The sequence below is a fragment of the Streptomyces sp. JH34 genome, from assembly GCF_029428875.1.
In the GTDB taxonomy this organism is placed as follows: domain Bacteria; phylum Actinomycetota; class Actinomycetes; order Streptomycetales; family Streptomycetaceae; genus Streptomyces.
On sequence record NZ_JAJSOO010000001.1, the window covers coordinates 2,672,000 to 2,691,874 of the forward strand.

Genomic DNA, 19,875 nt, shown 5'->3' on the forward strand with positions numbered 1-19,875 from the left:
GGGCGGCCGCTCACTCCCCTGTGAAGGATCCGAGGTCGGTGTCGGATCCGAGCAGCATGGCGGCGCCCATGAGGATCATGGTGGCGGGGATCATGAAGGTGGTGACCATCAGGGTTGCCTTGGGGACTGCCTTGGCGGCCTTGCGCCGGGCGTTCTGCGCGTCGGTGCGGCGCATGTCGTTGGCGATGGCGATGAGCGTGTCGACGATGGGCGCGCCGAGTTCCTCGCCCTGCTGGAGCGCGGTGACGAACATGGCGACCTGTTCGGAGTCGTTGCGCCTGCGCAGCTCGTCGAAGGCCTGGCGGCGGCTGACGCCCATGTCCATCTGCCGGAGGGTGATGCGCAGTTCGTCGGACCAGGGGCCCTGGTACTTCTCGGCGACCCGGTCGAGGGCCTGCCGGAAGCCGAGGCCCGCGGAGACGACGACGGCTAGGACGTCCAGGAAGTCGGGGAGTGTGCGGTCGATGTCGTCCCTGCGCTTGCGGACGGCGGCCCAGATGCCGACCTCGCCCCAGAACAGGCCGAAGGCGATCATGAACAGGGCCATGAAGAATTTGCCGCTGGTGAGCATGGCGAAGGCGGCGAATCCTCCGAGGGCGCTGTAGACGGCGCGCCGGGCCGCGTAGCGGTCGATGGTGAGGCCGCCCGGGTTGCCCGCCATGTCGATCCTGCGGCGCTTCTCGTTGACCTTCTTGGGCCCCATCAGGCGCAGGACCAGGGGCGCCCAGCGCATGCCGAGGCGGTCGATGCCGGAGCCCACCGCGGTGGTGCGGGTCGACCCGACTTCGAGCGCGAGCGCGAGGTCGCCGGGGAGGGTGGCCTCGGCGCGGTACATCCGTACGCCCTTGAAAACGCCGAAGACGCTGAAGCCGACGACGAGGGCGAGCAGTAGTTCCATGACGGCCCCCTCCTCAGATATCGATCTTGGAAACGCGGCGGATGGCGACGAAGCCGAGGGCGTAGAGGCCGAGCGAGACGATGACGGCGACCTGTCCGGCGACGGATCCGGTCATCCGGTCGAGCGCTCCGGGGAGGATCGAGTTGACCAGTAGCATCGCGCCGACGCCGATGGCCGGGACGGCGTAGGCCGTGGCGTTGATCTGTGAGAGCTGGGTGCGGACCTCGCGCCGGGTCTCCTTGCGCTCCTCCAGGGTGACGGTGAGGTTGCGCAGCGAGGACACGACCTGGCCGCCGGCCCGGTTGGACAGGATCAACGTGGAGACCAGGACGACGAGTTCGCGGGAGGGCAGGCGTTCGGCGAGTTCCCCGAGGGCGTCGTCGAGGGTGCGGCCCACGCCCAGCTGGTCGGCGACGACGCGGAGTTCGTCGCCCGCGGGCGCTTCGAGTTCGTCGGCGGCCATGGCGATGGAGGTGCGCAGGGAGAGCCCGGCCTGGGTGGCGTTGGCGAGTACGCGGGAGATCTCGGGCAGCTGGCTGATGAAGGCCTCGGTGCGCTTGGCCCGGTGCCAGTTCAGGAAGGTGCCGGCGCCCCAGATCGCGGCGAGTCCGGCGAGCGGGCCGAAGAACGAGGCCAGGACGGAGGCCGCGATCAGCCAGAGTGCCGCCACGGAGGCGACGACGTAGAGGAAGTACTCGCCCGGAGTGATGTCGAGGCCCGTGGCCGCGAGCTTCAGCTCGATCCTCTTGCCGAGTTTCGTACGGCGCAGCCGGCGGTCGAGGCCCCGGAAGCGGCGCTGCGGGCCCATGTCGATCTGGCCGGTCGAGGAGAGCCGGTCCACGAGCGCTTCGCGCTGGGCCTTGCCCGAGGTGTAGGCGTGCAGGCCCAGGACGCCGAGTACGCAGCACAGCAGCGTGACGCCGATGGTGAGCGGTGCGAGGTTGTCCATGTCGGGGTACCTATCTGGCCTCTCGGGTGGCGAGGTATTCCTCTGACGGGGCGACCCCGAAGGCCTGGGGGATCGGCTGTCCGGCCATGTGGAGCCGGTCGGCGATACGACGCGGGAGCGGGAGGGCCTGGAACTCGCCGTGGATCACGCCGTCGGTGTCCATGGGCCGGGCGTCGAACCGTGCGACGGTGACGATCCTGTACGGGTCGCGCCCGTGTGAGTCGAGTACCGCGATCTCGGTGACGCGCCTGGTGCCGTCGGCGTGCCGGGTGAGCTGGACGATCACGTCGACGGCGCTGTTGATCTGGTCGTGCAGGGCCTCGAAGGGGATCTTGATCTCGGACATCGACGCCAGCGTCTGCAGGCGCATCAGCGCGTCCTCCGCGCTGTTGGCGTGGACGGTGGCCAGCGAACCGTCGTGGCCGGTCGACATCGCCTGGAGCATGTCGAGCGATTCGCCGCCTCGGACCTCACCCACGACGATGCGGTCGGGGCGCATGCGCAGGGAGTTGCGGACCAGGTCGCGGATGGTGATCTGGCCCTTGCCCTCCACGTTCGCGGGGCGCGACTCCAGCCGGATCACATGGTTCTGCTGGAGTTGGAGTTCGGCGGAGTCCTCGATGGTGACGATGCGCTCGCCCTCGGGGATGAGTCCGGAGAGCGCGTTGAGGAGGGTGGTCTTCCCCGTGCCGGTGGCCCCGGAGACGATCACGTTGAACTTCGCCTGGACGAGCCCGGCGAGCAGGAGCAGCATCTGCTGGTCCAGCGAGCCGAAGGCGATCATCTCCTGGAGCGAGAAGGACCGGGGGAAGCGCCGGATGGTGAGCGTGGCACCGGTCAGGGAGAGCGGCGGGATGATGACGTTGACGCGCTCGCCGCTGGGCAGGCGGGCGTCGACCATCGGGTTGGCCTCGTCCACCCGCCGGTTGACGGTGGAGACGATGCGCTCGATCGTCTGCATGAGCTGCTCGTGACTGGCGAAGCGCATCGGGAGCTGCTCGACCCGGCCGGCCCGTTCGACGAAGATCTGGTCGGGTCCGTTGACCATGATCTCCGTGATGGAGGCGTCCTCCAGGAGTGGTTCGAGGACGCCGAGTCCCAGGGCCTCGTCGACGACCCGGCGGATGAGCTGGGAGCGTTCGACGGTCGAGAGGACGGGGCCCTCACGGCTGATGATGTGTCCCAGTACGCGCTCCAGGCGGGCCCGGCGGTCGGTGGCGGCCAGCGAGGACATCTCCGCGAGGTCGATCTCCTCGAGGAGCTTCGCGCGGTACGTGGCGACCAGGTGGCCGTCCTCCCGTCCCCCTCCGCGCTCCTCGGGGGCGGTGATGCGTGCCCGCAGGCTCATGGGTGGTACTCCTCGGATGGGGTGGGTGAACTCAGTCGCGGGGCATGGTGGCTGACTTCTCGACGGTCCGGTCCCCGAGCAGGCCGAGGAGGACGTCCGGGATGGTGACCGTGACCGTCACCGTGACCGAGTCGCCTCCCGTCGGCGGGGCGATCCGGGCCCGCTGGGCCACCCAGCCGGTCATCGACGCCTTGCCGACGCGCTCGTACGACCCGCGCAGGTCGTCCTGGGACGCGGTGCGGGCGGCGGCCCTGGCGCCGGTGCCGGCCTGCTGCGCGGTGTAGGCGATCAGGCCCAGCTGGATCCCGGCGAGACCGATGAGGATGAGGACGGGGAGGAAGCCCAGGTACTCGAGGGCGGTCGAGCCGCGGTCCCCGCGCCTGCCGCGTCCCCGGCCGGCGGTGTGTGAGGTGCGTACCGGTGCCATGACCCGTCACTTCCCTTCCGCGGCCGCGCCGGCCGTGGCCTCGACGGGGATGGGGAGGCTGGCGAAGCCCGGGAACAGGACGGGGGCCTTGAGGACGACAGTGGCCGTGACCACGTCGTCCCCCTGGGCCCCGCAGGGGCCGCTGATCTCCGCGGGGCCTTCCCAGGCGCTCGGAAGCCGTTCGTACACGGCGTCCCTGCACCTGCTCTCGCGGTCACCGTCGCCCGCTGCGGCGGCTTTGCGTACGCCTTCGTCGGCGGCGCCGCTCGCCAGGGTGAAGGTGTACCCCACCAGGACCGCCTGCCAGAGGAGCACCAGCGTCACCAGGATGATGGGCACCATCCCGGTGAACTCGATGCTCAGCTGCCCGCGGTCGCGTCCCGCCCGCGCCCGTATCCGGTCGGGTTCTCCCCTGCGCTGCGTCACTGCCGGCCTCCCCCGCTGGTGGTGCCGCCCCTGCGCCTGCGGCCGCCGATCGAACCCCGGTCGCCGCGCAGCATGCCGCCGCGCGCCTCCGTCTTCTGCGAAGGCTTCACGATTCCGAGCTCTCCCGCCAGGGCCCAGAGGGCCTGTTTCACGGTGGAGCGTGGGTCCAGTTCGTGCATCCGGCCCGAGTCCACCACGCCCTGGAGTTCCTTGAAGTTCGCCGGTACCGCGGTGCCCGACATCCGGGTCCCCGTGATGCGCTGGATGAGCGGCGGCTGGATCTCCGTGTTGCGGTTGAGGCGGTTGACGAGGGTGACCGTCTCCTCGGCCTTGCGGATCTGGAGGCGGTCCCACATCCGCACGATGCGCTTGGCGCCCCGCACGGCGACGACGTCCGGGGTCGTCACCAGCACTGCGGTGTCCGCCATCTCGATCGCCGCGGCGTTGGCCCCGTTCATCTGGCTTCCGCAGTCGATGACGACGACCTCGTAGCGCGAACGCAGGGCGCTGACGATCTGGCGGGCCGCACGGTCGCTGACCTCCTCGCCGCGTTCGCCCTCCCCGGGTGCCAGCAGCAGCGCCAGGCCGGTGTCGTGCGAGAACACGGCGTCGGAGAGGACCCGTGGTGATATGTCGGTGATGGCTGCCAGATCGACGACGGAACGCCGGAACTGCACGTCGAGGTAGGCCGCGATGTCGCCCGTCTGGAGGTCGAGGTCGACGAGTGCGGCGGTGTGCCCGGACGCCTGCGCGGCCAGGGCCAGCTGCACGGCTGTGACGGTCGCCCCCACTCCGCCCTTGGCCCCCGTGACCGTGACCACGGTGCCCCCGGGGCCGGTGAACACGTCGCTGCCCGTCCCGAGGTGGCGCCGTACGCCCGTGGACCACTGCGCGGCGGCCTGGACGCGGTTGGCGAGCTCCTCGTAGCTCAGGGGGAGGGTCGCGAGGCCCCGCGCCCCCGCGTCCATGGACGCGGCGAAGAGCCCGGGGCTCGCGTCGGCGGTGATCAGCACGACGCCCACGGCGGGGAAGCGCAGGGAGACCTCCCGGATCAGCTCCAGTGCGGGCACCGGGCCGATCCGCTCGTGGACCAGTACGACCTCGGGCAGTTCCTCGATGGACTCGCCGGCGAGCCGGGCGAGGGTGTCGATGAGCTGCGTCGAGTCGGCGACCGGCGCGGCCGGCTCCGCGTCGGGGAGCTGGCTGAGCAGGGTGGTCACGGACCTGGCCGCGTCGGTGTCACCGACCGCCGGGAGGATTCTGGTGGTCATCCGATCCTCACTTGTCCTTGTCGAGCGTGTAGGTCCGGTCGCCCGGACGGATGACGCCGTCGCTGCCCGGGGCGATCAGCGCGAGACGCACGTGCTGCGCGAAGGACTCCGCGTAGGCCACGCGCTGGGTGTCGAGGGTGTTGAGGGCGAAGGTGATCGGCACGGCCTCGGAGGCCTGGTTCCTGTCGTCCTTCTTCGGTTCCAGGGCGGTCAGTTCACCGACGTCGAGGACCTTGGCGTTGGAGACGATGACCTTGGACTGGGCCGCCTCGCCGTCCCGTTCGCCCTCGAAGGTGGCGTAGATGTTCACCTTGTCGTTGGGCCGGATCTTGCCGGCCACGCCGGTTGCCGCGTCGATCATGATGGCGATCTCCTGCTCGCCCGGGCGCAGTTCGGGGCTCCGGACCATCATGTCGGACTGCATCAGGGAGCCCTCGCGCAGTTCGGTGACGGCGATCTTGCCGTTGATCTCGTCGATGTCCGTGACGGCGTTCTCCGACAGCCAGCGTTTCGGCATGGAGACCTTCTCGAACTGCTTGGCGGACAGGGCCGTGTACGGGGACACGTTGTCCTTGAGCCGGTAGGCGTCGACCTCGGGTCCGACCTTCGAGTTGACGTCGCTGATCACCGAGAGCACCCCTGCGAAGGCTCCGAAGGCGCACAGGACCGACAGGAGCAGGAGTATCACGCCGCGGCGCTGGCGGGAGTTCATGAGCCGGACAACCTCGTTCGAATCGGATGCGTGGAGCAGCGGACAGAGAGGGATGCGCGGTGTCTGCGGAGAGCCCAGCGCACTAGGTGGCGGGCGGTGCGGGCGCTCCCTGGCTCAGGACACCCGGGGAGTGCGTTCGGTTCTCCGGCGGGGTGAGCGGGGAGGAACAGAAGGCGCAGCGGTCGCCGATGAGCTCCATTCCGCACCAGTGGCAGTTTTCCCGGCGCACGGAGGAAACGAGCTGGTAGATCACCGAGATGTCCGGAAGGAAAGACGCGAATTCCACCAGCTTCCCCGTCCCCCACCAGCGTGGCGAGCCGGCTGGCAGCGCGCACTCCTGAACGGCCTGTACGCCCCATGCCGGGGCGAGGGTCTGCTGGACCCATTCGGAGGTCAGCTGCCCCCTGGCGACCAGCAGCTGCGTGGCGAACGGCGGTCCGGCCGGCGGTTCGACCGACGGCCCGATCCTGACGAGTTGCGGGCTGGGGCCGGCGACCACGGCGAACTGCGATCCGGGGACCCAGGACTTGGCGTGGGTCTTGAGGCTGACGGGGACCCGGTCGAGCCTGGCCACGGAGTTCAGCAGGGCGCCGGCGTGGATGTAGTGGGCGAGGAGGCGGGCCGCCGACGCCACCACTCCGGGACTGAAGTCGCAGACGGAGAGCTGGCGCAGCTGGCGTACGAGGACGGCGACGCCCAGGGGCGGCAGGTCCGTCCTGAGCAGGGCGATACGGTCGCTCTCCAGGACCGAGCGGATGGCGTGCAGTCTGCGTTCGTGTGCGGCGCCGATGCCCGTGGGACAAACCGCGACGACGTGACCGTGCTGCTCCAGGAGCAGGTTCATGTCACCGATGGCCTGGTCGAGGGACTGGGCTTCGGGTGCCTGCAGCAGGGCCGCCGTGGGTGTCTGCTGATCGGTCGGCGGTAGCACCAGATCGGCACTGGTCACTGCTATTGCGGTGGGCACGCTCTTCCCCGTTCGGCTCCGGCCGTCGTCGGGGGTGACTTCGGCCGCAATCGCTCCTGCTCCGTGCTTCTTCCCCAGCACTTTAACCACGTCAGACCGGGCAGAGAACAGATATCGGAACCCAGTACGAAGACGTGCGGCACCGGCGTTCGCTACGCCTCTGTGCGAAATCGGACGAAAAGCAAAGTGGTTAACTTCTGCACCACTGCGCAGAGTCACCCCGGCCGAACCGGTTTGAAAAGCGATGGAATTGATCCGCCCACGTCAGAGCGGATTGCGGACGTTTTCCCGGGCCTTCCGCGATATCCCCCTCGTCACGTTCCGGACACCCCCGCCGGGTCACCCGCGCGAGTGCACACCCGACACTCCGCGAACAGTCACCCGAAGGTGTGCGCGAACACCGGCGGCCATCCGACCCCGGCCCGTCGCACACATCCGGGCGCCAGAGGTCTTGACAACTCGATTGGTCTGGACCAGTTTATCGGCCAACGGTGGCCACCGTTTCCGCCAGCACCCCCCAACTCCCCCACCGGAGGCAGCAAGTGGAACGCTCCGCAGGCAGCAGCAGACACAGAAGGAGCCGGGTCCGGCCTCTCCTCGGCGGGGCGGTCGCCGTCGTCGCGGCGGGGGCGCTGGCCGTCACCGGGCTCGTGAGCACTGCGCAGGCCGCCGACGTCAACGTGGCCAGGAACGCCGGATTCGAGTCCGGGCTCGCCAACTGGACCTGTTCCGCGGGCAGCGGCACCACCGTCTCCTCCCCCGTGCACGGCGGCACCTCCGCGCTCAAGGCCACCCCGGCCGGGCAGGACAACGCCAAGTGCACGCAGACCGTGGCCGTGAAGCCCAACTCCACCTATGCGCTGAGCTCCTGGGTGCAGGGCGGTTACGCCTACCTCGGGGCGAGCGGCACCGGGACCACAGACGTCTCGACCTGGACACCCGGATCCAGCAGCTGGACCCAGCTGAAGACCACCTTCACCACCGGCCCCTCCACCACCTCCGTGACCGTCTACACCCACGGCTGGTACGGCCAGGCCGCGTACTTCGCGGACGACGTCCAGGTGACCGGCCCGGACGGCGGCGGTGGCACCGACCCGGAGCCCGCGATCCCCGGGACCCCCGCCGGGCTGACCGTGGGAGCGACGACCACGTCCTCGGTCGCCCTGAGCTGGAGCTCCGTGTCCGGCGCGACCGGGTACACCGTCTACCGGAACGGCACGAAGGCGACCACGTCCACCGGCACCTCCGCGACGGTGACGGGGCTGGCGGCCGACACCGCGTACCAGTTCGCCGTCAGCGCCACCAACGCCGCCGGTGAGTCCGTGAAGTCCGCGACCGTCAGCGGTCGTACGGCGAAGGCGACCGACCCGGGCGGCCCCACCACCTCGGTGCCCAAGCACGCGGTGACCGGCTACTGGCAGAACTTCGACAACGGCGCCGCAGTCCAGAGGCTCAGTGACGTCCCCGCGAACTACGACATCATCGCGGTCTCCTTCGCGGACGCCACCGCCACGCCCGGCGCGGTCACCTTCACCCTGGACTCGGCGGGGCTGAACGGCTACACGGTCGCCCAGTTCAAATCCGACATCAGGGCCAAGCAGGCCGCCGGCAAGAACATCATCATCTCCGTCGGCGGCGAGCGGGGGGCCGTCGCGGTCAACAGCGACGCCTCCGCGACCGCGTTCGCCGACTCGGTGTACGCACTCATCCAGGAGTACGGCTTCAACGGCGTCGACATCGACCTGGAGAACGGCCTCAACTCCACCTACATGACGAAGGCCCTGCGCTCGCTCTCGTCGAAGGCGGGCTCCGGCCTCGTCATCACCATGGCGCCGCAGACCATCGACATGCAGTCCACCTCCGGTGAGTACTTCAGGACGGCGCTCAACATCAAGGACATCCTGACCGTCGTCAACATGCAGTACTACAACAGCGGTTCCATGCTGGGCTGCGACGGCAAGGTCTACTCGCAGGGTTCGGTGGACTTCCTCACCGCACTCGCCTGCATCCAGCTGGAGGGCGGCCTCGCCCCGTCCCAGGTCGGCCTCGGTGTCCCCGCCTCCACCCGCGGTGCGGGCAGCGGCTACGTCGCCCCGTCCGTCGTGAACGCGGCCCTGGACTGCCTGGCCAAGGGCACCAGCTGCGGCTCCTTCAAGCCCTCCAGGACCTACCCGGACCTGCGCGGTGCGATGACCTGGTCCACCAACTGGGACGCCACCGCGGGCAACGCCTGGTCCAACGCGGTCGGCCCGCACGTCCACGGGCTGCCGTAACCCCGGCTGCCGCCGCTCCACCGGCCCGTCCGTCCAGCAGCGCCGCCGCTCCCCCGGCGGCGCTGCCACGTGCGCGTGGATCCGCACGCGGTCGTCACCAGGGCAGTTCGCGCACCTGCTGGACGCACAGCACGACGAAGAGGAGTCCGGCAGCACCCAGCATCCCGTTGCTGAGCCAGCCGTTGCGCCACTCCCTGGGTGTACGGGAGGAGTTGAGCAGCCACAGCAGGGTCAGGGCCAGGAACGGCATGAAGAACGCGCCCAGCACTCCGTAGCCGATGACCAGCCCGAACGGCTCGTCCAGCCAGAGCAGCGTCATCGGCGGGAAGGTCAGCCAGAGCAGGTAGGCGCGGAAGGGCACGGAGCGCTCCTGCCGGCCGACGGTGTCGCTGCCCGCCTTCTCCACGGCCGTCTCACCACGTGCGGCCCGGATCCGCTCGACGAAGTCCGCGAACATCAGGCTCACGCCGTGCCAGACACCGATGAGCGACGAGAACGACGTCGCGAAGAAACCGACCAGGAAGAGCTTCGCGGTGCCCGCGCCGAAGCGGTCCTCCAGGACCTGGCCGAGGTCGATCAGCCCCCGGTCGCCCTTCGTCAGGGCGATCTGCGAGGAGTGCAGCAGCTCGGCGCCGACGACGAGCATCGCGACGACGAAGATGCCCGTCGTGATGTAGGCGACCCGGTTGTCGATCCGCATCACCTTCATCCAGGAGGTGTCGGACCAGCCCTTGGCGTTCACCCAGTACCCGTACGCCGCCATGGTGATCGTGCCGCCGACCCCGCCGATCAGACCGAGCGTGTAGATCAGCGAGCCGTCCGGGAGCACGGGGAGCAGCCCGGCGAAGGAAGCGCCGATGTCCGGCACCACCCGGATCGCGACGTAGACCACGACGACGAACATGACGCCGATGAGGACCGTCATGACCTTCTCGAAGACGGCGTACTGGTTGAACCAGACGAAGACCAGGCCGATCAGCCCGGTGACGATCGCCCACGTCTTGAGGCCGGGCCCGTCGGGGAAGAGCGCCACGATGGGCAGGGCACTGGACGACATGGCCGTCGCGCCGTAGACGAAGCCCCAGACCACGACGTACACGGCGAAGTAGCCCGTGGTCCAGCCGCCGAGGGTGCGCCAGCCGTCGAAGAGGGTGCGGCCCGTCGCGAGGTGCCAGCGGCCCACCGCCTCCGCGAGGGAGATCTTGACGAGGCAGCCGATCACCGCCGCCCACATGAGGGTGTAGCCGAATTTGCTGCCCGCGATGAGGGTCGCGACCAGGTCGCCGGCTCCGACACCCGTCGCCGCGACGACGATGCCGGGTCCGATGTACTTCCAACTCGATCTACGTGGGCGGGAGTCCAGCTCCCCGGTCTCTGTGGTGTCGCTCGTCTCGGCCATGTCGATCAACGAAGCGCAAAGTTCCGGTTCGCACAAGGGGGCGTGTGATACCCCCGCCAGGCCCTCTCCTCGTCAGGACAGCTGTGGACGTTCCGTGACAGGAGATATCGGTGCAGTCACCCCGTCCTCGTGGGACGCTTGTCGCGCTGGACCGTAGGGCGCTGGACGGGGGAAGTCACATGGCAGGCGCACGGGTCGATCCGCCGGTGCACGGGGATCCGGCGACGCTCGGCGGTTACGAACTGATCGGGAGGCTGGCTTCCGGCGGCATGGGGCGCATCTATCTCGCCCGGAGCGCCGAGGGGCAGCTGGTCGCGGTGAAGACGCTGCTCGCCGAGGGCGTCGTCAGCGACGTCGAGCGACGGCGGTTCGCACGCGAGGTGGAGCTGGCCCAGCGCATCGACAGCGCGTTCACCGCACGCGTGCGGGACGCCGACCCACAGGCCGAGCTGCCGTGGATGGCGATCGACTACATCGCCGCGCCACCGCTGTCCGAACTGGTGCGCACCGCGGGCGTGCTGCCGGCATCGGCGGTCCAGTGGCTGGCGGCGGGCACCGCGGAGGCGCTGGTCACCCTGCACGGCGAGGGCATCATCCACCGGGACCTCAAGCCGCAGAACATCCTGCTGCCGCTCCCGGGCCCGCGGGTGATCGACTTCGGCATCTCGCACGCGAACGACCTCACCCGCACGAGCCTCACCCTGGGCACGATCGCCTTCACCTCACCGGAGCAGGCGCGGGGCGAACCGTCGACCGAGGCGTCCGACGTGTACTCGCTCGGGGCGACCCTGTTCCATCTGGCGCTCGGCAGGCCTCCCTACCGGGCCGACAGCGACACGCTCGGCCTGCTGGCTCAGGTGCAGCGGGGCCAGCTCGACCTCGACGGGCTGCCCAAGGAACTCACGGCGCTGATCCGCCCCTGCCTGGCGGTCGATCCCGGCCGGCGGCCCGTCCCGGCCGAGATGCTGGCGCGCTTCCGGCAATCACTCGCCGGGCTTCCGGTGTCGCAGGGCGGCCGCCGCTGGCTGCCACAGCGCTGGACGGACCTGATCGGCGCGTACGAGCGTCACGGGCGGGACCTGGCACGTGGTGCGGGCATCGGCGCGGGGGCGACGGCCGAGGGGATCACGGTCGACCAGCGCACGGGGATGGTCCCGCCGCCGGAACCGACCCGTGTGTACACGCAGGAACGTGAGCGGGCCGAACGCGAGCGCGCCGAGAGGGAGCGGGCCGAACGCGAGCGCGCCGAGAGGGAGCGGGCCGAACGTGAGCGCGCCGAGAAGGAGCGGGTGGAGCGCGAGCGGGCCCTGCTCGCCCAGGAGCGGCTGCGCGAGCGGGAGTGGCAGCAGGAGCTGGAGCGGAGGAAGGCCGAGAACAAGGACCGGGAGCGGGCCGAGGAGAAGGCCCGGGAGCGGGCCGCCAGGGCGAGGGCCCGTCAGCATGCCTCCGGTCCTTCGTCCGCCTCGGCGGGAGCCGCGTCCGGAACGTCGAGGCCGTCGTCCCGCCCGGATCCGGCCCGGACACCACCGCCCGCGCCCGCTCCGTCCAAGGCGTCGTCAGCCGTGGTCTGGCTGGTGGCGCTCGCCGTCGCCGCCCTCCTGGTCCTCTGGCTGGCCACGTGGGTCTGAGGCGTACGGGCTCCCGTACGCCTCGGACCCGACGCACCGACCGGGCCTGGCCGTCCGCCACGGCCCGCCCCGGCCCCGGCGGGAGCTAGATCACCAGGCTCAGCGCTGCCGCGACCACGAACCCGGCGACCGAGAGGACCGTCTCCAGGACCGTCCAGGTCTTGAGGGTGTCGCGCTCGGAGATGCCGAAGTACTTCGAGACCATCCAGAACCCGCCGTCGTTGACGTGCGAGGCGAAGATGGAGCCCGCCGAGATCGCCATGATGATCAGCGCGAGGTGCGCCTGCGACATGTCCTGGCCCTCGACGAGCGGGACGACGATGCCGGCGGTGGTGACGATGGCGACCGTGGCCGAGCCCTGGGCGACCCTCAGGACGACGGAGATCAGCCAGGCGAGCAGGATGACCGGCAGGCCGACGTCGTTGAAGGTGTCGGCGAGCGCGTCGGCGATGCCGCTGCCCTTGAGCACCGCTCCGAAGATCCCGCCCGCGCCGACGACCAGCAGGATGTTGCCGACGGGCTTCAGCGAGGCGGTGGAGACCGACTCGAGCGACTTGCGGGACCAGCCGCGCCGGATGCCCAGCAGGTAGTAGGCGAGGAAGAGGGCGATCGTCAGCGCGACGAAGGGGTTGCCGAAGAACTCGATGACGGAGCGCGGGGTGGAGGGGTCCAGCGCGATCGAGGAGAACGTCGCGGCCAGGATGAGGATCAGCGGGGTCCCGATGATCGCCAGCACGGTGCCGAGCGGGACGGGCTTCTCGTGGGGGGTGACACCGGCGGCGCGCTGTTCGGCGACGACCGCGGCCTTCGACTCCTCCGCGGCCTCGACCATGTCCTGGGGCACATCGACGAAGATGCGCTTGCCGATCCAGGCGGCGTAGCCCCAGGCGGCGAGGACGGACGGGATGCCGACGAGGACACCCATCAGGATGACCCAGCCGAGGGAGACGTTGAAGAGGCCCGCGGCGGCGACCGGTCCGGGGTGCGGCGGCAGGAACGCGTGGGTCATGGAGAGTCCGGCCAGCAGCGGCATCGCGTACAGGACGACGGACTTGCCGGAGCGCTTGGCCGCGGCGTAGACGATCGGCGCGAGGACGAAGATGCCGACGTCGAAGAAGACCGGGATACCGAAGATGAGGCCGGTGAGGCCCATGGCGAGCGGGGCGCGCTTCTCGCCGAAGAGGTTCAGCAGCCGGGCGCTCAACACCTCGGCCCCGCCGGACACCTCCAGGATCGCGCCGAGCATCGTACCGAGACCGATGATGATCGCGACGTGTCCGAGGATGCCGCCCATGCCGGACTCGATGACGGAGACGGCGGCGGACTTCTGGACCGTGCCGAAGAGTTCGGTGACGGAGAGACCGGCACCCAGGCCGACGGCTATGGACACGGCGAGCAGCGCGACGAACGGCTGCAGCCTGACCTTGATGATCAGGAAGAGCAGGAGTGCGATCCCGAGCGCGGCGACGGTCAGGAGACCGGGGGTCCCGCCGATCAGCAGGAGCAGTCCACCGGTGTGGGGTGGGACCTCGGGGGCGGGGGCGGCGGCGAGCATCATGAGCGGTCAACTCCGTTGGTGACGGGGCCCTTCGGGGCAGGGAGGAGCGCGGCACGGCGCCCCGTGTGCGGGAGCGGTCGGGCGCCGTGCCCTACTGCTGGGTGGTGCGGTGGGGCGGGTGGTCCGGAGAGCCGGCTGTCCGGGGGCGGACGGGCCGGGCCCGGGGATCAGGTGATCAGCCGAGGACCGCGAGCGCGTCGATCTCGATGAGCAGTCCCTTGGGGAGGCCGACGTACACCGTCGTACGTGCGGACGCCGGGGCCGTGAGGCCCTGCTCCTCGAAGTACTCGTTGTAGATCGCGTTCATCTCGGCGAAGTGGTCGACGTCCGTCAGGTAGACGCGCATCATCATGACGTCGTCCCAGCTCGCGCCGCCCTCCTCCAGGATCGCCTTGACGTTGGCGAAGGTCTGGAGGGTCTGCTCGCGCAGGGTGGGGCCGGCCGGGGTCGGGGCCTGACCCTCCACGGCGGGCAGGAAACCGACCTGACCGGCGACCTGGAGGATGTTCCCCTTCTTCACGCCGTGCGAGAACTTCGCCGGCGGGGCGGTGTGGGTGCTGGGGGTGAGGGCGGTCTTCTCGGTCATGACGGTTCAGGCTTTCTTGGTGGGGGTCGTGCCGGAGTACTCCCGGCTGATGGTGTCCGCGGTGCGTCGCACCAGCGGGAGCAGGGTGAGGAGTTCCTCGGCCGTGACGACCACGTTCGGTGCGGACACCGACATGGCGGCGACGACCCGCCCGTCCGCGCCCCGGATGGGGGCGCCGATGCAGTTGATGGACTCCTCGTGGCCACCGAGGTCGGTGGCCCAGCCCTGTTCGCGCACGACGGCGAGCTCCTTCAGGAAGGCGCCGGCGTTCGGGAGCGAACGGGACGTGTACATGGGGTAGTCGAGCCGTTCGGCGATCGCGCGCCGTTCGGGCTCGGTGAGGTCGGCGAGGAGCAGCTTGGCGACCGCGGCGACGGTGATCGCGACGGGTTTGCCGATCCGTGAGTACATCCGCACGGGGTAGCGGCTCTCGACCTTGTCGATGTAGAGGACCTCGTTCTCCTCGTACACCGCGAGGTGGACGGTGTGGCCGCACTGCTCGTTGAGCGCCACGAGGTGGCTGTGGGCGATCTCGCGCACGTCGAGGTTCTCGACGGCCTCCTGCGCGAGCGCGAAGAGGCGGGCGCCGAGGCGGTAGCGCTGGTCCTCCTGGCGGTAGACCAGGCCGTGTTCGTGGAGCGTACGGAGCAGGCGCAGCGCCGTGGACTTGTGGACGCCGAGCCGCTCGGCGACCTGGCCGAGGTCGGCGGGGCCCTGGGCGAGCAGCGGCAGGATGCTCAGCGCGCGGTCGACGGTCTGGCTCATGTGACTCGTACCTCCTCGTTCGCCCCGTCGGCGAGGGTCCATCCGGGGCCGAGACGAAGTGTGCCCCAGGCCTCGTCGTCGAGGGCGGCGAGGCGGTCGGCGTACGCGCGGGACGGAGGGGCGGTGAGGTCGCCGGGGACGGTGAGGACGGCGGCGGCCATGAGGTGTCCGTGCCGGGCCCGGTCGCGTACGGACAGCCCGCGCAGGGTGGCGGAGAGGAACCCGGCGGCGAAGGCGTCACCGGCGCCGACGGCGGCGACGACGTCGACGCGCAGGGAGGGGACGGTGGTGACGGTGTCCTCCGGCGGGCCACCGCCGGTCGCGTCGCCGGTGCGTGAGAAGACGGTGACGCCCTCGGCTCCCCGCTTCACGACCAGGACGTCCGGCTCCGGCAGGGCCGCGCGGACCGCCTCGGTGCCGTCGACTCCCCAGGCATCCTCCGCCTCGTCCTCTCCGACGAGGACGAGGTCGCAGCGGCGGGCGAGGGCGAGCAGCACCTCGGGGCCGGCCTCTCCCTCGCGCCACAGACCGGGGCGGTGGTTGACGTCGAAGGAGATGAGGGGGCGGCCGTCGCGGGGGGCGGTGAGGTCGTGGAGGAGGGCCAGGCAGTCGGCGGAGAGCGCGGCGGTGATGCCGGACAGGTGCAGGACGCGGGCGGAGAGGAGGTCCTCGTACGGGACGTTGTGCGGGGACATCGCGGAGGCCGCGGAGCCGGCCCGGTAGTAGGCCACCTCGTGGGTGTCGGTCGCCCGGTCCGTCGCGGTGCGGAAGTAGATGCCGGTGGGGCGGTCGGGGTCGCGGCGCACGGCCGAGGTGTCGACGCCGTAGCCCGCGATCGCGTCGACGAGGTGGTCGCCGAAGCCGTCGGCGCCGACCCTGCCGACCCACTTCGCGCGGTGTCCCGCGGCGGCGAGGGCGCAGGCGACGTTGGACTCGGCGCCGCCGATGCCCCGGCCGAAGGAGGGGACGTCGGCGAGGCGGCCGGGCTGCGAGGGCAGGAACGTCACCATGGACTCGCCGAGGCAGACGACGTCCGCGGTGGCTGTCCTGGCTGCGTGTCCGGACACTCTGGGCTCCTCATGGTCGGCCGTGGGCGCCGGTGCTCACCATTGACCCGGCATCGGCTCGGATGTTAGACAGCGTTAAGCGATATGCGCAATGACCGTTGCAGACAATGCAACGATCGAGTTCCCGAGGAGGATCCCTTGGCCGCCCAGCAGTCCGCCGAACAGTCCGTGACGGCCCTCGCGGGTGAAGTGGTCGACCACCGCTTCAAGGCGCTGCCGCCCGACGCGGAGGGGCTGACCGTCGGCGCCCTGGCGGCCGAGCGCCGCGATCTCTTCACGGGCGGCTTCACCACCCCGGTGCTGGCTCTGTCCGCCGAGTCGGTCGAGGCCAACCTCGCCCTGCTGGAGACGTACGCGGAGCGGCACGGCCTGGCCTTCGCGCCGCACGGCAAGACGTCGATGTCCCCGCAGCTGTTCGCCCGCCAGCTGGAGTACGGAGCCTGGGGCATCACCGCCGCCGTCCCCCACCAGGCCCGGGTGTACCGCGCCCACGGCATCCGGCGGATCTTCCTCGCCAACGAGCTCGTCGACGCGGTCGCGCTGCGCTGGCTGGCCCGCGAGCTGGACGGCGACCCGGACTTCGTCTTCGCCTGCTACGTGGACTCCGTGCGCGGCGTCGAGCTGATGGACGAGGCCCTGCGCGCGGCCGGCGCCGTGCGCCCCGTCGACGTGGTGGTGGAGCTGGGAGCCGGCCAGGGTGCCCGCACCGGCGCCCGCACGGAGGCCGACTGCGCGGAGGTCGCCGACGCGGTGGCCGCCGCCTCCACCCTGCGCCTGGTGGGCGTCGCCGGTTACGAGGGCGAGGTGCCCGACGCCTCCCCGGAGCGGGTACGGGAATGGCTGCGACGGCTCGTCGCGCTCGCCGCCGGCTTCGACGCCGCGGGCCGCTTCGGCGAGTTGGCGGACGGCGAGGAGATCCTGGTCAGCGCGGGTGGCAGCGCGTGGTTCGACGCCGTCGCCGACGTCTTCGCCGAGATCCCCGCCCTGAGCAGGCCGGCCCTCAAGCTGCTGCGCTCCGGTGCCTACGTCAGCCACGACGACGGCCACTACCGCCACCTCACCCCCTTCAACCGGGTCCCCGAGGAGGGCGCGCTGCAGCCCGCCTTCCGCCTGTGGGCGCAGGTGGTCTCCCGCCCCACCCCCGAACAGGCCTTCGTCAACGCCGGGAAGCGGGACGCCGCCTACGACCTGGACCTCCCCGAGGCGCAGGTCGTCCGCTCCGCGCGGGACGGCTCGGTGCGGCCCGCCACGGGAATCACCGTCAGCGGACTGTCCGACCAGCACGGCTGGGTCCGCACGGAGCCGGGCGCCGAGCTGGAGGTCGGCGACTGGATCGGCATGGGCCTCTCCCACCCCTGCACGTCGTTCGACAAGTGGCAGCTGATCCCGCTGGTGGAGGCGGACGGCACCGTCACCGACTACATCCGCACCTTCTTCTGATCCCGGCGGGCCCCCTCCCCCACCCGAAAGGCGACCAACCATGGACCTGGTCATCCGCGACGCCCGCGTCGTCGACGGCACCGGTACCCCCTCCTACCGCGCCGACGTGGGCGTCACGGACGGCCGGATCACCGAGATCCGCCGGGAGGGCGGCGGCCCACGCCTCACCGCCGCCCGCACCCTGGACGCCGACGGCCTCGCGCTGTCGCCGGGCTTCATCGACATGCACGCGCACAGCGACCTCGCCCTGCTGCGCGACCCCGACCACAGCGCGAAGGCCGCCCAGGGCGTCACCCTGGAGGTCCTCGGCCAGGACGGCCTGTCGTACGCCCCCGCCGACGACCGCACCCTCGCCGAGGTCCGCCGCGCCATCGCCGGCTGGAACGGCGACGGCGGTGACATCGACTTCGACTGGCGCACCGTCGGCGGTTATCTGGACCGTCTCGACCGCAACTTCGGCGGTCAGGGCATCGCCGTCAACGCCGCCTACCTGATCCCGCAGGGCACGGTCCGGATGTTCGCCGTCGGCTGGGACGACCGCCCCGCCACCGACGCCGAGCTGGACCGCATGAGGGAGCTCGTCGCGCAGGGCATGGCCGAGGGCGCGGTCGGCATGTCCTCGGGCCTGACCTACACCCCGGGGATGTACGCGAAGGACGCCGAACTCACCGAGCTGTGCCGGGTGGTCGCGGCGCACGACGGCTACTACTGCCCCCATCACCGCTCGTACGGCGCCGGAGCCCTCCAGGCGTACGAGGAGATGGTGCAGCTCACCCGCGACGCCGGGTGCGCCCTCCATCTCGCCCACGCCACCATGAACTTCGGCGTGAACAAGGGGAAGGCCCCCGAGCTCCTGGCCCTCCTGGACGAGGCCCTCGCGTCGGGCGCGGACATCTCCCTCGACACCTACCCGTACACGCCGGGGTGCACGACGCTCGTGGCGATGCTGCCGAGCTGGTCGAGCGAGGGCGGGCCCGAGTCGATCCTGACGCGGCTCGCGGACGAGGAGACCGCGGAGCGGATCCGCCACCACGTGGAGGTCCTGGGCTCCGACGGCTGCCACGGCGTCCCTATCGAGTGGGACTCGATAGAGATCTCCGGCGTCAACAACCCGGACCTGTCCGGATACGTGGGCCGGACGGTCGCCGAGTCGGCGCGACTGCGCGGCGAGGAGCCCTGGGTGACGGCCCGCCGGATACTGATCGAGGACCGGCTCGGCACGACGATCCTCCAGCACGTCGGCCACGAGGAGAACGTCCGGCAGATCATGGTCCACCGGGTCCACACCGGCGGCAGCGACGGCATCCTCCAGGGCGACAAGCCGCACCCCCGCGCGTACGGCACGTTCCCCCAGTACCTCGGCCGTTACGTGAGGGAACTGGGCATCCTCTCCCTGGAGGAGTGCGTCGCCCACCTCACCTCCCGCCCGGCCGCCCGCCTGCGCCTGCCCGACCGCGGCCTCGTCCGCGAGGGCTACCGCGCGGACCTGGTCCTCTTCGACCCGGCCACGGTGGCGGCCGGCTCGACCTTCGACGAGCCGCGGACCCTCCCGGTGGGCATCCCCCACGTCCTGATCGACGGCCGCTTCGTCATCGAGGACGGAAAGCGCACCCCCACCCTCGCGGGCCGGGCGGTCCGGGGCAGCGGCCGGCGAGCCGCCTGACCCCGCCCGGTCTGCCGCGTGGCCCGGGGCCCCTGGCCACGCGGCAGACGGCCGCCCCTCCTCTTTCTCTGCCCCCGCACCCGGCTGCATCAAGCTGCTCACCCCGTGCAGCAACATGCCAGCGGTTTCGGTGGAGTGCGTGCCAGGACGCTGACAAAGTCATGGGCAGAGGAAAACAAGGGGGAAAAAAGATGAGCAGGAAAGCCCATACGACCGTTTCCAGGTCCGTCGTCCGTGCGGTTGTCGCAGCCGGGGCGGTCCTGGTGGTCAGCGTGTCGCCGATGCTGACCGGAAGCGCCTTCGCGGAAGGGACGGCGGAGACCGACGCCCGTCCCGCCCCGCGCGTCGTCGAGCAGCTCACCGGGGGCGCCTCGGATCTGGTATCCGAGATCCACAAGGGCCTCATCCGCAGGCCCGGGCCGATCAACGGATGGCAGTAGAAGGCCATTCGGCTCCCTGAACAATTCAAATCTTTGAATTCTGTGAGGGCTTGTGGGG

Annotated in this window: 18 protein-coding genes; 5 read left to right on the forward strand and 13 right to left on the reverse strand. The window is 70.7% G+C overall.

The genetic code is table 11. The features are described from left to right. Positions 1-10: 10 nt before the first annotated feature. The 8 genes from LWJ43_RS11555 to LWJ43_RS11590 form a co-directional block, all read right to left on the reverse strand. A complete protein-coding gene (locus LWJ43_RS11555) occupies positions 11-898 on the reverse strand; it encodes a DUF5936 domain-containing protein (RefSeq protein ID WP_277332194.1) in 888 nt (295 codons plus the stop codon). Positions 899-911: 13 nt separating this feature from the next. Continuing rightward, a complete protein-coding gene (locus tag LWJ43_RS11560; RefSeq protein WP_277332195.1) occupies positions 912-1,847 on the reverse strand; it encodes a type II secretion system F family protein in 936 nt (311 codons plus the stop codon). A 10-nt stretch (positions 1,848-1,857) separates the two neighbouring features. Beyond that, on the reverse strand, positions 1,858-3,195 hold the full coding sequence (locus LWJ43_RS11565; protein WP_277332196.1) for a CpaF family protein: 1,338 nt from the start codon (positions 3,193-3,195) through the stop codon (positions 1,858-1,860). Between the two features lie 31 nt (positions 3,196-3,226). Further along, positions 3,227-3,622, reverse strand: a complete 396-nt coding sequence (locus LWJ43_RS11570) for a TadE/TadG family type IV pilus assembly protein (RefSeq protein WP_277332197.1) — start codon at positions 3,620-3,622, stop codon at positions 3,227-3,229. 6 nt (positions 3,623-3,628) lie between these two features. Next, positions 3,629-4,048: a TadE/TadG family type IV pilus assembly protein gene (locus LWJ43_RS11575; protein ID WP_277332198.1), complete on the reverse strand. Its 420-nt coding sequence runs from the start codon at positions 4,046-4,048 to the stop codon at positions 3,629-3,631. Further along, positions 4,045-5,319 (reverse strand): AAA family ATPase, encoded by a 1,275-nt coding sequence (locus tag LWJ43_RS11580; RefSeq protein ID WP_277332199.1) that lies wholly within the window; start codon positions 5,317-5,319, stop codon positions 4,045-4,047. Before LWJ43_RS11580 ends, LWJ43_RS11575 begins: the two co-directional genes overlap by 4 nt. A gap of 7 nt (positions 5,320-5,326) precedes the next feature. Then, positions 5,327-6,031, reverse strand: coding sequence for a Flp pilus assembly protein CpaB (cpaB, locus tag LWJ43_RS11585; RefSeq protein WP_277332200.1), 705 nt, complete (start codon positions 6,029-6,031; stop codon positions 5,327-5,329). A gap of 82 nt (positions 6,032-6,113) precedes the next feature. Then, complete coding sequence (locus tag LWJ43_RS11590) at positions 6,114-6,980, reverse strand: hypothetical protein (protein ID WP_277335866.1); 867 nt, start codon at positions 6,978-6,980, stop codon at positions 6,114-6,116. Positions 6,981-7,540: 560 nt separating this feature from the next. Here LWJ43_RS11590 and LWJ43_RS11595 point away from each other — a divergent pair. Continuing rightward, positions 7,541-9,271 (forward strand): chitinase, encoded by a 1,731-nt coding sequence (locus tag LWJ43_RS11595; protein WP_277332201.1) that lies wholly within the window; start codon positions 7,541-7,543, stop codon positions 9,269-9,271. A gap of 94 nt (positions 9,272-9,365) precedes the next feature. On the opposite strand, the gene LWJ43_RS11600 is transcribed toward LWJ43_RS11595, so the two are convergent. After that, entirely contained in the window at positions 9,366-10,670 is a 1,305-nt protein-coding gene (locus LWJ43_RS11600) for an Nramp family divalent metal transporter (protein WP_277332202.1), read from the reverse strand. A 179-nt stretch (positions 10,671-10,849) separates the two neighbouring features. Between LWJ43_RS11600 and LWJ43_RS11605 the strand changes: the two genes are divergently transcribed. Beyond that, positions 10,850-12,298, forward strand: coding sequence for a serine/threonine-protein kinase (locus LWJ43_RS11605; RefSeq protein WP_277332203.1), 1,449 nt, complete (start codon positions 10,850-10,852; stop codon positions 12,296-12,298). 85 nt (positions 12,299-12,383) lie between these two features. On the opposite strand, the gene LWJ43_RS11610 is transcribed toward LWJ43_RS11605, so the two are convergent. The 4 genes from LWJ43_RS11610 to LWJ43_RS11625 form a co-directional block, all read right to left on the reverse strand. After that, positions 12,384-13,856 (reverse strand): GntP family permease, encoded by a 1,473-nt coding sequence (locus tag LWJ43_RS11610; RefSeq protein ID WP_277332204.1) that lies wholly within the window; start codon positions 13,854-13,856, stop codon positions 12,384-12,386. A gap of 175 nt (positions 13,857-14,031) precedes the next feature. Continuing rightward, positions 14,032-14,442, reverse strand: coding sequence for a RidA family protein (locus LWJ43_RS11615; protein WP_277332205.1), 411 nt, complete (start codon positions 14,440-14,442; stop codon positions 14,032-14,034). Between the two features lie 6 nt (positions 14,443-14,448). Next, complete coding sequence (locus LWJ43_RS11620; RefSeq protein WP_014154362.1) at positions 14,449-15,207, reverse strand: IclR family transcriptional regulator; 759 nt, start codon at positions 15,205-15,207, stop codon at positions 14,449-14,451. Then, entirely contained in the window at positions 15,204-16,274 is a 1,071-nt protein-coding gene (locus LWJ43_RS11625) for a sugar kinase (protein WP_277332206.1), read from the reverse strand. The genes LWJ43_RS11620 and LWJ43_RS11625 overlap by 4 nt, the downstream gene beginning before the upstream one ends. A 138-nt stretch (positions 16,275-16,412) precedes the next feature. Between LWJ43_RS11625 and LWJ43_RS11630 the strand changes: the two genes are divergently transcribed. From LWJ43_RS11630 to LWJ43_RS11640, 3 genes are all read left to right on the forward strand, one after another. After that, positions 16,413-17,714: an alanine racemase gene (locus tag LWJ43_RS11630; RefSeq protein WP_277332207.1), complete on the forward strand. Its 1,302-nt coding sequence runs from the start codon at positions 16,413-16,415 to the stop codon at positions 17,712-17,714. Positions 17,715-17,754: 40 nt separating this feature from the next. Beyond that, complete coding sequence (locus LWJ43_RS11635; protein ID WP_277332208.1) at positions 17,755-19,377, forward strand: N-acyl-D-amino-acid deacylase family protein; 1,623 nt, start codon at positions 17,755-17,757, stop codon at positions 19,375-19,377. A gap of 191 nt (positions 19,378-19,568) precedes the next feature. Beyond that, a complete protein-coding gene (locus LWJ43_RS11640; protein WP_277332209.1) occupies positions 19,569-19,817 on the forward strand; it encodes a hypothetical protein in 249 nt (82 codons plus the stop codon). Positions 19,818-19,875: the final 58 nt, after the last annotated feature.